14 protein-coding genes and 1 pseudogene are annotated in these 13,000 nt (G+C 62.9%); 8 read left to right on the top strand and 7 right to left on the bottom strand.

Annotated elements, in window-relative coordinates; translation table 11 throughout:
- From FS320_RS47245 to FS320_RS28725, 3 genes are all read left to right on the top strand, one after another.
- Nucleotides 1–204 (top strand): hypothetical protein (locus tag FS320_RS47245; protein WP_210252225.1); only part of this gene is annotated, 204 nt, incomplete at its 5' end.
- Nucleotides 201–692, top strand: coding sequence for a DUF992 domain-containing protein (locus FS320_RS28730; protein WP_152715690.1), 492 nt, complete (start codon nucleotides 201–203; stop codon nucleotides 690–692). The genes FS320_RS47245 and FS320_RS28730, both read left to right, overlap by 4 nt.
- A 224-nt stretch (nucleotides 693–916) precedes the next feature.
- Nucleotides 917–1,183, top strand: coding sequence for a hypothetical protein (locus FS320_RS28725; RefSeq protein ID WP_152715689.1), 267 nt, complete (start codon nucleotides 917–919; stop codon nucleotides 1,181–1,183).
- 192 nt (nucleotides 1,184–1,375) lie between these two features.
- On the opposite strand, the pseudogene FS320_RS28715 reads toward FS320_RS28725, so the two are convergent.
- A pseudogene (locus FS320_RS28715) lies at nucleotides 1,376–1,606 on the bottom strand (IS256 family transposase); the annotation flags it as partial.
- A gap of 326 nt (nucleotides 1,607–1,932) precedes the next feature.
- Here FS320_RS28715 and FS320_RS28710 point away from each other — a divergent pair.
- On the top strand, nucleotides 1,933–3,885 hold the full coding sequence (locus FS320_RS28710) for a PAS domain S-box protein (protein ID WP_152715687.1): 1,953 nt from the start codon (nucleotides 1,933–1,935) through the stop codon (nucleotides 3,883–3,885).
- Nucleotides 3,886–4,612: 727 nt separating this feature from the next.
- On the opposite strand, the gene FS320_RS28705 is transcribed toward FS320_RS28710, so the two are convergent.
- Complete coding sequence (locus FS320_RS28705; RefSeq protein WP_152715686.1) at nucleotides 4,613–4,882, bottom strand: hypothetical protein; 270 nt, start codon at nucleotides 4,880–4,882, stop codon at nucleotides 4,613–4,615.
- Nucleotides 4,883–5,273: 391 nt separating this feature from the next.
- On the opposite strand from FS320_RS28705, the gene FS320_RS49875 reads away from it, so the two are divergent.
- Both FS320_RS49875 and FS320_RS28700 read left to right on the top strand, forming a co-directional pair.
- The gene (locus FS320_RS49875; protein ID WP_274597228.1) at nucleotides 5,274–5,402 is read left to right on the top strand and encodes a hypothetical protein; all 129 of its coding nucleotides are present in this window, start codon (nucleotides 5,274–5,276) and stop codon (nucleotides 5,400–5,402) included.
- Nucleotides 5,403–5,590: 188 nt separating this feature from the next.
- Complete coding sequence (locus FS320_RS28700; RefSeq protein WP_152715685.1) at nucleotides 5,591–5,953, top strand: response regulator; 363 nt, start codon at nucleotides 5,591–5,593, stop codon at nucleotides 5,951–5,953.
- 163 nt (nucleotides 5,954–6,116) lie between these two features.
- On the opposite strand, the gene FS320_RS28695 is transcribed toward FS320_RS28700, so the two are convergent.
- The 5 genes from FS320_RS28695 to FS320_RS28675 all read right to left on the bottom strand — a co-directional run bounded on the left by FS320_RS28695 (nucleotide 6,117) and on the right by FS320_RS28675 (nucleotide 11,827).
- On the bottom strand, nucleotides 6,117–7,337 hold the full coding sequence (locus FS320_RS28695; RefSeq protein WP_152715684.1) for an ATP-grasp domain-containing protein: 1,221 nt from the start codon (nucleotides 7,335–7,337) through the stop codon (nucleotides 6,117–6,119).
- A 12-nt stretch (nucleotides 7,338–7,349) separates the two neighbouring features.
- Nucleotides 7,350–8,084 carry an alpha/beta hydrolase-fold protein gene (locus FS320_RS28690; protein ID WP_202882907.1) on the bottom strand — a complete coding sequence of 245 codons (735 nt, stop codon included), beginning with the start codon at nucleotides 8,082–8,084 and terminating at the stop codon, nucleotides 7,350–7,352.
- The gene (locus tag FS320_RS28685; RefSeq protein ID WP_152715683.1) at nucleotides 8,065–9,321 is read right to left on the bottom strand and encodes an ATP-grasp domain-containing protein; all 1,257 of its coding nucleotides are present in this window, start codon (nucleotides 9,319–9,321) and stop codon (nucleotides 8,065–8,067) included. Before FS320_RS28685 ends, FS320_RS28690 begins: the two co-directional genes overlap by 20 nt.
- 48 nt (nucleotides 9,322–9,369) lie before the next feature.
- Entirely contained in the window at nucleotides 9,370–10,560 is a 1,191-nt protein-coding gene (locus FS320_RS28680; protein ID WP_162003299.1) for an alpha/beta hydrolase, read from the bottom strand.
- Nucleotides 10,561–10,630: 70 nt separating this feature from the next.
- Complete coding sequence (locus tag FS320_RS28675) at nucleotides 10,631–11,827, bottom strand: carboxylate-amine ligase (protein ID WP_152715681.1); 1,197 nt, start codon at nucleotides 11,825–11,827, stop codon at nucleotides 10,631–10,633.
- A gap of 312 nt (nucleotides 11,828–12,139) precedes the next feature.
- Here FS320_RS28675 and FS320_RS28670 point away from each other — a divergent pair, with 312 nt between their 5' ends.
- Nucleotides 12,140–12,319 carry a hypothetical protein gene (locus FS320_RS28670; protein WP_152715680.1) on the top strand — a complete coding sequence of 60 codons (180 nt, stop codon included), beginning with the start codon at nucleotides 12,140–12,142 and terminating at the stop codon, nucleotides 12,317–12,319.
- Nucleotides 12,320–12,385: 66 nt separating this feature from the next.
- The gene (locus FS320_RS28665) at nucleotides 12,386–12,916 is read left to right on the top strand and encodes a helix-turn-helix domain-containing protein (RefSeq protein ID WP_152715679.1); all 531 of its coding nucleotides are present in this window, start codon (nucleotides 12,386–12,388) and stop codon (nucleotides 12,914–12,916) included.
- Nucleotides 12,917–13,000: the final 84 nt, after the last annotated feature.

Genomic DNA, 13,000 nt, shown 5'->3' with positions numbered 1-13,000 from the left:
GATCAGCTCATTGCGTGTTGTCATGCTCACCTGCCTCATCATCGCCCCCGCAGCTCGCCAGAGCTCGGGAGCAAATCAGATGAGGCAACGATCCAAAATCAGGGAGCAATTCAGGCGATGCAATGCGCCCGTGACGACAACGAAACCCGCAATCGCCGACCCTTCACCATTGACAACCCCGTGAACATGGAACGCCTGTCATGAGCATTGCCAACAAACTGAACATTGCCGCGCTTGCCCTGAGTGCCGCCTTCCTTGCATCGGCGGCACCCGCTCTTGCGCAATCCTCCGTCAGGGTCGGGACTCTCGCCTGCGATGTCTCGGCCGGCATCGGCCTGTTCGTCGTCCAGAAACAGACCCTGCGCTGCACCTTCACGCCGAACGGAGGCGGTCTCGTCGACTCTTATACCGGCAAGATCGATGAATTCGGTGTTGCGCTCGGTGAAGTCGCGGCGGGACATCTCGTCTGGGGCGTCATCGCCGCGGCGCCGGGGTTGCCGAGGGGCGCGCTGGCGGGAACCTATGCCGGCCTCGGCGCCGAGGCCACGCTTGGCGTCGGACTCGGCGCTAATGTGCTTACCGGCGGCACGGGGCGTGCGTTCTCGCTACAGCCCATTTCGGTCGAGGGGCAGGTTGGTCTCAACATCGCGGGCGGCGTGACGACCGTAACGCTCGTGGCGGCCAATTCGTAAACGGCACAGCGTCCTTTCTGCCATCGTTTCCGTGTCTGAAAGGCTTTTACGACTAGCCGAAATCTTGGGTCGCCCAGTCCCCGTCCCATTCGGTCAAGCAGGTGCTGCCGGAACGGGAGATACTTCCTCCCGGATGTCATCTCCCGCCGTGCGGCACAAACCCGTCGGGACAGGACGGCCGCGGTCCAGGACAGGGCCGGAATCCTCATTCGGGAGTCATCACGATGCACCGTTATCTCCAGCTCATCATCCTCGGTTCGTTGATCACCGCAGGTCCCGCTCTGGCGCAGGACAGCAATCGACCATTTACGCCCTCGGGAGAAATTCAGATCCCGTCTGGCGCAGAGATTGACCGGATGCTCGACAGCAATACCGTGCCACCACCGGCCAAGGAGTTCTCGCCCAATGACGCGAAAGCCATCCAACAGATGGATCAACGCGCCAAGCGCATCGATGAGAAGGTCATGAAGGGCATCTGCACGGATTGCTGAGCACCGCCGCGCCGATCGTGACGGAGCCTGGATCATGAGAGTGCTGAACCGCCTCCTGCAACGCCTGGTAGTCGTCGGGTTGGGCATCTTCTCTGTCTGGCTGATCGTCTTCGTGGTCTTCGACACCGCGGACCAACGGCTGCCCTGGATTCTGGCCGTGAGCCTCACCTATGGCATCGCCGCCTATGTCATCCTCCCGCGGATCTTAGCCCGGCTGACCTCCACCGGGCCATGGCCGTGGCGGACCAGGCGCTCACGGCCATCCGGCAGCTTCAGCTCGCGCATGCTGGCGAGATAAGCCTTGGCCTCGATCTCGATGGCTTGGGCCAAGAGCTGACGGGCGCCGGCCCGGAGAATATCGGTCAGGGGATCATCAATCGTGTCGGGCTGACGCAGGCGAACAATGTTGGTGGTCTCGGTCATGACGTATCGCTCTCTCGAAGAGGTTCTGGCAGGCTCGACACCCGCCTCGATACGTCGCCTTTCTCAAACCGTCATCACCCACATTCCGCTATAACTCACTTCCTCATGCACTCCTGCCCGTCAAAGAGAGTTGCCCTCAAGCGCTCCATAGCTGCACCACACAACCTCATGCGTTCCAGCATTTGGTAGGAAGGACAGATTGGGGCGAGGGGCGAGTGTCTCAAACGATCCCCCAGATAAGTACGGCTCCTTTGAAAATGCCGTCGAACCGGACCTCGCGCTGACCGTTTCCCTACGAGCTCTCGTGTCCTCACGGATGAAGCCCGATGAACCGGACGTCGGAGCAGAACGGGATCGTCCCAGTTCCCCCTGCGCAGCACATCCTGGACGCCCTCACGGGCCCGGTGGCGGTCCTCGACCAAACCGGCGCCATCATCGCTGTCAACAAGGCCTGGCGCACCTTCGGTGAGGCCAATCAGGCCAGGGAGGCATCGTCCGTTGGGGTCAATTACCTCGACGTCTGCGACCGCGCCACCGGAGGGGACGCCGCCTGCGCGCGCGCGGCGGCTGCGGGAATCCGCTCAGTGCTCGCGGGCACGGGCAGCTTCTCGCTCGAATATCCCTGCCACTCGCCTACCGAGAAGCGCTGGTTCCAGCTGCGCGCCTCCCGTCTCGACCATGAGGGCGCGATCTATGCGGTCGTGGCCCATCACGACATCACGGACCGCATCCTGGTCGAACAGGAGTGGCAGGGGCTGCTGGCGCGGGCACACCGGCACCAGGAACAGCTGAAGGCGCTTGCCGCCACCTGCACGCGCATCGCCGCGGCGGGCCTGCCTGAGATCATCTTTCGTGAAATCACCGAGCAGGCCCGCCTGATCGTCGGCACCCATTGGGCCTCGACCCACACGGTTCCCTACGTCCTGTGGCCAGAGAACCCCGTCATCGTGTCGGTGTCGGATAAGTATCGCGAGTTCCCTACATCGGTGATCGCGCAGAGCGGCACCGGCGTCTACACGCACGTGGTTCAGACCGGCCAACCCGTGCGGCTGACGGCGGCGGAGCTGAGCCGGCTTCCGGATCTCCAGGGCGTGCGCAATGCAGTGTCCGACCTTCTCGTGATTGAGGGGCTGCTCGCGGTGCCGATCACCGGCGTGCAGGGCGGCCTGCTCGGCGTGCTCATGCTGTCGGACAAGGATCACGGCGCGTTCACGCCCGACGATGAGGCCATCCTCGTCCACCTCGCCCAGATTGCCGCCGTCGCGGCGGAGAATGCCGTCCAGACCCGGGCCGAGCGGGAAAGCCGGGAGCGCCTGTGGACCACCCACGAGCACGCCAGCGTCGGCATCGGCGAGACCAACGAGCACGGGAAGTTCGTGACGGTGAACAAGGGCCTGTCATCGATCACCGGCTATTCGCGCCACGAATTGCTGGCCCTGAGCCTGTTCGATCTGATTCCGCCGGACGACGTCGAGACCGAGAAGGCCCTGTACAAGCGGCAGATCGCCGGCGACTTGAAGACCTATTCGCTGGAGCGGCGCTTCATCCGCAAGGACGGAGCGAGCGCCTGGCTGCAGATGTCATCGACAGCGGTGTTCAACAGCGACGGCCGGTTCCACTACAGCGTGCGGGTCATCCAGGACATCGACCAGCGCAAGCGGTTCGAGCAGCGGCAGGCGCTGCTCGTACGCGAACTGCACCACCGGGTGCGCAACACGCTCGCGGTCGTCGAGGCCCTGGCCAGCGCCATGGCGCGCACGACGAGCGCCCAGGATTTCAATCGCACCTTCTCGTCGCGCCTTGCGACGCTGGCCAAGACGCAGACGCTGCTGGCGGAGGATTACTGGCAGACCGCCCTCCTGCGTGAGATGCTGCTATGCGAGCTCCAGCCGTTCCACAACAAGCGGCATCAGCGCTTCACGCTGGAGGGGCCGGAGGTGAACCTGACGGCCGATCTCGCGATTCCGCTCAGCATGGCGCTTCACGAACTGACCGCCAATGCGGCGCGGTATGGCGCACTCTCTGTCCGCAGGGGTTGCGTCGCCGCGACGTGGGATGTGGTGACGACCGATGGCCGGCGCGCGCTTCACCTGCAATGGCGTGAACGCAACGGACCGCCTGTCGACACACCGACGCACCATGGCTTCGGCGTCACCCTGCTTGAGCGCGTTCTCCAGACCCAGTGCCAGGCGCAGGTGCGCCTCGCCTTCGATCCGGCAGGGCTGCAGGTCGAGATCGAACTCCCCCTGATGATGCACCGCCTCTTGCCCGATTATTGAGACGCTTTCCGGAGTGTGTCATTCTCGGTCGGAGCGAAGGGGAAGGGAAGCGGGGCTTCTCTTTGGAGGCTTGATACACAACACAGCCCACTCATCGCATACGAGCGAGAGGTAAACGCTTGGTGCGTGGAAGCTATAGGGCGCTCCGGCTATGAAAAGGTATGTGCTTGCCTATCTCTCAATCGGGATGACCGGCCGACATGAGCTTGGCTTATGCTCAGACAGGTTAATTGCCAACGGAGTTGATGCTCCGGGCAAGCTGTTCCAGGCCTAGCCTCAACTGCGCCATATGGGCCTCCTGGGATGCGTAGGACCGCGCAAGCTGCTCAAGGCCAATCCTGAGTTCCTCCATATGCTCATCTGGCGTCTGGGCTTGCTTCGTGAGGGAGCGTAGCTGTGCGTTCTCTGGAACCGTAGATGTAGTCGGAGAGGAGAAGGGCTGCTGCTCGGCCCAAGCAGAGTCCAGTGGTAGAACGGACCACCCAAGCAATGATGCGGTCGCAATCACCCGTATTGGTCCTTTCCGCATCTGTCCCGAACCCCGATAGCAGCCACTAGAATTTCGTCGAAACACAACGTGTCACGCTATTTGAGCTCAGCGCAGGATTGATCCGCAACGGCTACCGTCGGGGCATCGGCAGTATGATTCATACTGCCTCGGGGGTTGATGGTCCCCTCAAGAGAGGAAGGTCCAAGAGCGACCGCGGTATTGTGCTTTCGTGACGGATCAGGCGGATGCGTCAGGCGGCACACTCAGGGCGTCTCGGCGAGGCCATGGAGTGCAATCCGGCAGAGAGATGCCGAGGTTTGCTTCCAATTCTCCTGCCAGCGCCTGAATGCGGCCTATGGAATGCGTGATGTGACCCAGATGCTCCCGGATGATGGCCATCATGATTTCGCGTTCTTCGCGGCGGGCCGCATCACGAACACGGCACCGAGGAGCAGGCGCAATCTGCGCACCATCGACAGCAACAAGGCGGAGGTGAGTGGCGGGCATGGACGGTCTCCTTACGAGAGGCTGATGAGGAAGCAGGCGAACGCGGCGCAAGGTCAACATCTGCCAAATCAGGGAAGGCCCCGCTGGAAAGCTCGCTGCCTCTCATGGTCATTGTTTATCTCACCAGTCAGGGATGAGGCGATAGCGACCGAGATAGGATGGCACTGGGCTGCCATGTCGGCGGTGTGTTCCCGCACGCTGAGGCACAGGATCGTTGTCTCTTCATAGTCTGAAAGACTTGGTGAATTGACCTGCCCCCCGTGCCGGGATGACACTGACTGTGGGCTGGGAATTCATTGGTCCTCCCTGAAACTCAGGCTCCCTTGCGGGGCTTTTTCTTTCCCAACCCACATGATGGCCACGGTCAGTCGCGGAGTCCGCCCGGTCAATCATGAGGATCGACCTGAACCGCGAGAGCCTGGGAACTCTGGGGATGCCGCTGGTCGTCCGGGACTTTTGCGGCTATGCCGATGCTCCGTCATTCCTTACAGGCGAGGAGCATCCGCACTCGAAAAGCTAAGCTTGGTTGGACGGTTCTGGGTGAGCCATAACACGCTCGACGGCGCATCGGGCGTTCACATTCCCGATAGGCTTTGAATTTGCTCATTACTGGGCGCTAGCGGACATTATGCCAAGTGACTACGTTCGACTTCATGGGGCAGGGCTGCTGCACCATCTCAGCAGCCGCCTTTGATGCGGAGCAACCCGATGCCGACATCAACCGGACAGCCGTTGTGTCTCATCGTCGAAGACGATCCGCAGGTGGGGCTTGATCTCGCGGATGCCCTGGAGGAGGCGGGCTTCTTTGTCGCTGGCCCGCTGACTTCAGGTCAGAGTGCGCTGGACTGGCTGGCCCGCTTCAGCCCGGATGTGGCCGTGGTTGCACCTATCCTCAAGGATGGCGTTGCTGGCAATCTGATCGGCGAGCTTCACAAGCAGGCAGTTCCCTTCCTTGTCTATCCTGCCAACACCTTGAGTGAAGGTCTCCCGGCTTTAGCCAGCGCCTCTTGGCTCAACCAGACTGGTTCCATGGGTGACATCATCCAGGCACTGATGGCTCTACTGTGCTGATGGCAAACAGACTGAACTCAGGTGATGGATCAAGGACGAGGTTGAGCGAGCAGGGTAGGGCGTCTCCGTGACCAACAAGACTGTTGGCGAGGACGCAAAGCAGCCTGTGACAGACCCGCCCCAAACCGAAGATGCCGATGAGCCGCATAAGCCGGTGACTTGGTCAATGGGCGCGCACCTGTACCCGCTCACCGATCTCGTTCAGGATCCCATGGAGTACGTCAAAGTCCGGGTGGCGCAGCCGCATCCAGGCGTTGGCCATGTAGCCTGCCTCTACGGGTTGCGTCGGCGTGCCAAGGACCGGAAAGTGATGACCGACCACCAGGTCGCCATACCTGCGGAACATCTCGTCGGCTCCCTCATAGCCGGCAATGCGCCCGTCGCGATCGGGCCGTAACGCGATGAGGCCGCAAGCGTAGCGGCGCGAGGGCGCGCGATCGGTGTGATGATGGCAGACCGCCAGCGCCCATTCGTGGTAGAGATCGAACTCGTTGCCGGCGCTGTAGCTATCCCACTGCCCAACACCCGGAGGGCGGCAGCCGATCTCGGAGAACTTCGGGCCCTTAGGCCCAAAGAACCACTCCATATGAGTTGCTGCGGTGCCGATGCCGAGCGCCTCGATCACCTGCTGCCCCATTTCCTTGACCTCCACATAGGTCGGCGCGTCCATCCGGTTCGTGGCGATGATCTGGGGCGAGATCCAGCGGGCGCGCATCGCGTCGAGCACGTTCGGGAAGTAGTGGCTGATGAAGTCGTGCGCGATGCGGCCTTCGATGGCGAGCGTATCGTAGAAGCCCTCATGTCCCTCGATGAACTCCTCAATCGCCGCCGTGGCACCGTCGGCGAGGTCGCTTGCCCGCGCGGCTGCCTCAAGCTCGCCCGGGTTCCCGGCGCGGAACGTGCCCAGGGCGCCAGCGGCGGCGCGGGGCTTGATGATCACCGGGTAGCCAACCGCTTCGGCAAAGTCGCGCGCCTCCGCTTCGCTCGATACGCCGGTCGAGGCGGCAGTCGGTACGCCTGCGCGACGGAGCACCTCCTTCATCGCCACCTTGTCGCGGCAGAGATAGGCGGTCCGCGCCGAGATGCCCGGGATGGTGCAGCGCTCGCGCACACGAGCTGCCGGCAGAATATGCGCCTCGATCGTTGCTTCGAGCCGGTCGATCCACATGCGGCTTTGTGCGTCGCGCACCGCCCATTCGAGTGCGCCCTCGTCTGTCACTGAGGCGATCTGCTGATAGCCGCCGAGCCAGCCTTTGGCCTCGTCGTCGATCCAGTCGTAAGGCCGTTCCCCGATGCCGAGCACATGAGCGCCGATCAACGCAAGGGCGCGCACGAACTCGCGCTGGTTGGCGGGAAAGGCGGGCTCGATGAAAAGCACGTTCATGTCGCGCCTGCGTCAGGGGATCAGCTGGTCGAGATAGACGGGCAGCATCTGCCGCCAGGTCGCCCAGTCGTGATCGTAGGTGGGCCCCCAGACATCGACCCGGTTCGGCACGCCCCGGCCGCCGAGCAGATGCGCCATGCGCCAGGCTTCGTCAGGATCCTCCCAGCGGCCCTGACCGAATGCCATCAGGATCAAGCGCTGCCGCAGTGCATCGAGGATCGGACCCTCCCCGAGGCCTGCCATGAAGCAGATCGGCGCCGAGAAATAGTAATCAGCGGTCCCCTGGAAGCCAAGCAGGCGCTCGAGATCGTACGTGCCGCTCATCCCGATCGCGGCGCGAAAGAGCCAGGGATAACGACAGGTCACCGCGACCGCCTTGAACGCGCCGATAGACGCGCCTGCTGTGATTATCTCGATGCTGTCATCACGACAATCGGTTCGGATCGCCGGAACGACCTCATGGGCCACGTAGTCCTCGAACTGGTTCAGCAGCCAGCAGCGATACTCGACCGAGCCCCATTTCGCCGCAAGCGCGCGCCCGGCGACGCTGTCGCAGGAATAGACCTTAATCCGGCCTGCCTCGATCAGCGGCTCAATCGCGCCGATCAGCCCCATCCGCTCTGGCTCCTCGGCATCGCCGCCTGCGGTCGGGAACAGGAGAACCGGCTTGCCCCAATGGCCCCACCGGATCAGCGTGATCTCCTGCTCAAGCCGCGGCGAATACCACCTAGAACCCGTCTTGATCACCGCGCGCACCCTCCTGTTCGCGCCAAAGCTGAACGCGGTGCCAGAACAGCTCGGTGAACTCCTCGATCTCGTGCGCCGGGAAAAGGGCGCTCACCTTCTGGTGGATCGCATCGCGCATTCGCTCCGAGCCAAAAAAGTCGTAGGCAAGCGCGTCGAGATGGCCAAGCCGGGTGCGGCAGAAATCGCGGAACCGTTCGGTCTCGAAGCGCTCGTGCGCGATGCGGGCGTACTCCCGCAACCGCTCACGGGGTTCGAGGTCGCGGTCGGCGACGGCGTAAAACGGCTCCCAGTCGAGGTTCCGGCGCATTTTGCGCCCAGTCGCGGAACAGAAGATCGACCAGCGCAGGTTCGCCTTGATCAGCCAGGGGAAGTGGTAGTGCAGCGAGGTCACCTGGCTGTCCGGGCAGGCATTGGCGAAATCGATGGGGTGCCAGACGCCATGGCGCGCCAATGCCTCGCAGGAATTGAAATCCCAGCCGAAAAAGGCGTTGATGGTGAGCGTCATGTCCTCGAGCACCGACGCGTCCTCGGGTGGCAGGAAGCCAATATCCATGCGGTAGCGGTCATGGAGTGCCGCGGAGGGATCGTAGTTTACTTTGCGGAGCTGCGGCCCCAGCCCGATGCAGCGCACGAACCAGTCGTAGGGCAGGATCGCGGCTTGCAGGTTCATCACCTCGGTGCCGCTGGCGTCGTAGGCCTTCTGGAAGCCCGCAAGATCATCGATCTTGGTCACGCCCTTCCAGCCGCCGCCATGATAAGGCTTCATGAAGAAGGGATAGCCGATCTTGGCGCCAATCTCCTCGAGCGAGAACATGCGGGCATACTGCCTGAGCGTCGCTTCGAGATCGTCGGTCACGTCATAGGCCTTGGGCGGCAGCAGCCAAGTCTCCGGGACAGGCAGGCCGAGGCGCATCATGGCGCAGTAAGAGGTGTGCTTCTCATTCGACTGCAGGGACCAGGGATTGTTGTAGACGTAGAGGTCATTGAGCACGATCGCCTTCTTGATCCACTCGCGGCTGGTTGAATACCAGTGCGTCAGGCGGTCGATGACCAGGTCATACCTCACCGGTTGCTGCAGGTTGAACGGCTCAATCGTCACCCTTTCGCAGTGGAAGCGCAGCCGATCACTGCCGTGCTCGAAATCGAGCTTCAGGCCGTCGAGCAAACTCTCGTAGCAGATCGGCCAGCAGATGTCGGCGCCCAGCGACAGGCCGATGTTGACGGTACGCTCGGCCATCTTCTCCCCTCCCGTTGCGTGACCGGGAGGGGCTGAAGCCACCCGCTGTCAGCGCTCTTGTTCCTGCTCCCGACGCAGGACCCACACCAGCCCGTCGCGCAGTTGATCGCGCCAGTTGTGCCAGTGGTGCCCGTCCCAGGCAGATTTGAAGAGAACATTGATGCCGCGTTCGCGCAAGAAATTTGCGAGCGCCTGGTTCTCCTCGGCAAGCCCCTCGAGCTCGCCCGTCGAGACGAAAGCACGGGCTCCGGGTACCTGCGGTGCCCGCCGGAGCGCCTGCACAAGACGTGCGATGCGGTGGAACACTGGATGAGGCCTCTGCTCGAGCTTGCGCTCGTCAAGGATGAAGGACCCGGACTGCAGCACCAGTCCGCCAAAAACGCCGGGGTAGCGGAAGGCGGTTGAGAGCGAGGCTACGGCCCCGAGGCTCGCGCCCATCACGATCCGGTCCTCGGGGTCCTCCGAGATCCGATAGCGGCTCTGGAGAACCGGCAAGAGCTCCAGGACAAGGTAGCGCGCATGCCTGCGCCCGTGGGCATATTCCCCCATCCGGTCGCGTGTCTGGACCAAGGCCGCCACAACGGGTGGAATGTCGCCCACCTCGATCAGGTTGTCGAGCGAAACAGACAGATCAGCGTAGGAGACGAAATCCTGGCCATCATGGATGATGACCAAGGGGTAAGGTCGTTCCGCCGCATAGCCGGCGGGTAAATAGACCTGCTCTTCGCGGCGCTCACCAAAAGCCGTGCTTCTGACCTCCACGGCTTCGATGCGCCCGGCGGGAGCCCCACGCGGCTCGCTCCACTCGGGGCGGATGTAACCGTAGGTGCGGCACTCCGAATTCTCACCGAACGGATCACGGGCCCGCGCCGGGTTGAGCGAATCCAGGATCCATTCCTCACCACCGTTCCGCCCGATCGCCAGCTTGTACTCGAACCGGCCCCCGTCCGTGACAGGCAGGCGCAGCAGCCAAAGGTCGGTCCCCGACACTGGCTCGAAGTGGGCGCGTTCACCGGCGTGGATCCATCGCAGGAGATCAACATGGTCGGCCGCGCCCCGCCAAGCGAAGGTCGCCGCCCCAGGCTCGACGAGCGGGAATGCATGGTTCGCCAGGAAATCGTCAATGGCCGCTGGGGCAGGCTGGCCGTTGGTCAGCAGCTCCGCGACCTGTGGGTGCCGCCGTACTGGAGATGCCCGATCGGCCCCGCCGAAGCCAGGCTGGCTCAGTTGAATGTTCATGTAACGTGCTAACCTGCTCGATGAGGAGATCGTAGCGGATGTTGTCGAGCGATTGCTCCCGCCGAGCCAGTCAGGTAGGGGGCTGCTGCCCGAATTGCAACTCGGTGGGAGAGGCTTGGGAAGGCGCAGGGCTGTCAGGCTGCACTGACTGGGCGACCAGCCAGTCGACCACAGCCACCTGTGCCTCATGGTCGCTGGCGCCCGCCGCGAGTGCGTCATGGTAGACCTTGAGTTGGTGATCGGCGCTGGTTCCGCGCCGCGCGATGGTGCGGGCATGCTCCACTTCAGCGATGCAGCCGAGCGCCTCGGCATGGGGCCGCAGGATCTCGATCAATTCGTCGGTGAGATCAGGGACCGGTACGACGATCCGCTTGCCGAAGTCCGCCAGCTCGGCCTCAACCCCGTAGCGCTGTGCCCGCCATTTGTTCTCCAGGATCAGGATGCGCCGGTACTGGCGCCAGCGCTGGTTGTTATTGCGCAGGTGCAGCAGGAAGGCCAGGATTGACTGATAGAGCGCCGCGATCGTCAGGCCGTCTTCAAGCCAGGTGCAAACGTCGCAGATCCGGATCTCGAGTGTTGGATGGCGCGAGCTCGGTCGAAGGTCCCACCAGATCTTCGTTGGATCAGTGACCACACCAGTCGTGGCGAGATCCTCGAGGAGCTCGGTCCAGTCGTTCCAGCTCTCGAAGACCTCCGGCAGACCCGATCGGGGCAGGTCACCGATGATGATCGGCCGGAACGCCTTGAGGCCAGTGTCGTGGCCCTCCCAGAAAGGAGATGAGGTGCTAAGGGCGAGGAGATGCGGCATGAAATAGCTGACCTGGTTCATCAGGTCGACACGCAGGTTGAGGTCCTCAATCCCGGCATGGACATGCATTCCGCAGATCGCCATTCGCCGCGCCAGACTGCGGTTCTCGGCGCCGAGGATGCGATAGCGCTCCATGTCCACCGGCTCCTGGTCACGCCAATGCGACCAGGGATGCGTTGAGGCCGCAATCATCCGCATGCCGAACTCCTCGGCCGAGGCGGCAACGGCCTGGCGCAAGTCGAGTAATTCCGCGCGCGCTTCGCCCACGGTGCGGCAGACGCCGGTGCCGATCTCGACCTGGCTCTGGAGGAATTCATGGGTGACACGGGAGCCGAGGATCTCCTTGCACCGCCCCATAAAGCCGGCGGGCTGCCGTCCGGCCAGCGCCCGCGATTCCGGGTCGATCAGGAGGTATTCCTCCTCAATTCCAATCGAGAAAACCTCGTGATGGATGCTCATTCGCTCCTCCCGACCTTGTTATAGAAGCCACCGGTCGGAACCCGCGTCTAGCGAATCCTGTCGGAAGGCGACGCTATGCGTATGATCCCCCTCAAGACGAACCTCCGCAACGGAATACGAGTTCCGCCGTAATCAAGGATCAACTGCTACCCCGCTGTTAGATTGGCTTGGCCGGTGGTGCGGCTGTCCTGAACCCTCGCGAAACCGCTGCGCGATTTCGCATGATAGTCGCTCTGGCATACCCATTTTGAACCACGAACAAAGGCTGCTGCCGCTCGTTGGTAAGTTCCTCAGCTGGGCAAGGGGCACACCGTGTACACTACTCGACAGGACAGGGCTGCCGACTATCGCAGGCAAGCGGAGGAAGCCCGCAGCGCAGCCACGATGGTCTCGCTGAGCGATGCCAAGCATCAGCTTCTTGAGATCGCTCACCTCTTTGAGGAGTTGGCAGAGATCGAGGAGCGTGAGGCCCGGAAAGTCGCTCCGTTCTAAGTGGTGCATCCGGCAGGTAGAGGGGTATAATGGCAGTCCCTTCTGATTTGCTGGCGGAGGTGACCCATGGCACTGGTCTGCTTACGGGACTTGACCCCTGCGGAATGTGCAGCGGTCCAAACGTTGGCCCACTCCCGCACCGCTCGGGCCTACCGCGTCCAGCGTGCGCAAATCATCTGGCGCGCCCGTTGCGGCGAGAGTGCATCGGTCATTGCTGCCCGGGTCGGCCTTGATGGCGAGACCGTGCGCAAGCGCATCCGCCGCTTCAACGCGGAAGGCTTGGAAGCCCTCAAGGACCGGCATCGCTCAGGCCGCCGGCCGACCTACTCGCCCGAGCAGACCGCGACCGTGATCGCGAGCGCGCTGAGCAAGCCGCAGACACTCGGGTTGCCCTTTGCCGCCTGGACGCTCGACCGATTAGCGGCCTACCTGCACGAGCACAAAGGGATTGCGATGCAGCGCAGCCGGATCGACGAGATCCTGCTCCACGAAGGCCTGCGCTGGCGCAAGCACGAGACCTGGTTCGGTGAGCGGGTTGATCCGGCGTTCGCCGAAAAAAGATCTCATGGGCCAGTGACCGCCGGATTGGTGAGGTAAGGCGGTCACCTCACCCCGGAGGCCGCTCATGCTCTACTCGCCCTCAGCAGACGCTTCATTCTCGCACAGCACCCACACGATCTA

The organism is Microvirga tunisiensis, from assembly GCF_009296175.1.
In the GTDB taxonomy this organism is placed as follows: domain Bacteria; phylum Pseudomonadota; class Alphaproteobacteria; order Rhizobiales; family Beijerinckiaceae; genus Microvirga; species Microvirga tunisiensis.
This window is presented reverse-complemented; position numbering and strand designations above follow the sequence as displayed.

Excerpts from the sequence above, each read along its gene's own strand:
- FS320_RS28710 (WP_152715687.1), top strand. The coding sequence starts at position 1,933 with ATGAACCGGACGTCGGAGCAGAACGGGATCGTCCCAGTTCCCCCTGCG.
- FS320_RS28685 (WP_152715683.1), bottom strand. The coding sequence starts at position 9,321 with ATGGCCGAGCGTACCGTCAACATCGGCCTGTCGCTGGGCGCCGACATC.
- FS320_RS28675 (WP_152715681.1), bottom strand. The coding sequence starts at position 11,827 with ATGAGCATCCATCACGAGGTTTTCTCGATTGGAATTGAGGAGGAATAC.
- FS320_RS28725 (WP_152715689.1), top strand. The coding sequence starts at position 917 with ATGCACCGTTATCTCCAGCTCATCATCCTCGGTTCGTTGATCACCGCA.
- FS320_RS28680 (WP_162003299.1), bottom strand. The coding sequence starts at position 10,560 with ATGAACATTCAACTGAGCCAGCCTGGCTTCGGCGGGGCCGATCGGGCA.
- FS320_RS28695 (WP_152715684.1), bottom strand. The coding sequence starts at position 7,337 with ATGAACGTGCTTTTCATCGAGCCCGCCTTTCCCGCCAACCAGCGCGAG.
- FS320_RS28665 (WP_152715679.1), top strand. The coding sequence starts at position 12,386 with ATGGCACTGGTCTGCTTACGGGACTTGACCCCTGCGGAATGTGCAGCG.
- FS320_RS28730 (WP_152715690.1), top strand. The coding sequence starts at position 201 with ATGAGCATTGCCAACAAACTGAACATTGCCGCGCTTGCCCTGAGTGCC.
- FS320_RS49875 (WP_274597228.1), top strand. The coding sequence starts at position 5,274 with ATGAGGATCGACCTGAACCGCGAGAGCCTGGGAACTCTGGGGATGCCG.
- FS320_RS28700 (WP_152715685.1), top strand. The coding sequence starts at position 5,591 with ATGCCGACATCAACCGGACAGCCGTTGTGTCTCATCGTCGAAGACGAT.
- FS320_RS28705 (WP_152715686.1), bottom strand. The coding sequence starts at position 4,882 with ATGCCCGCCACTCACCTCCGCCTTGTTGCTGTCGATGGTGCGCAGATT.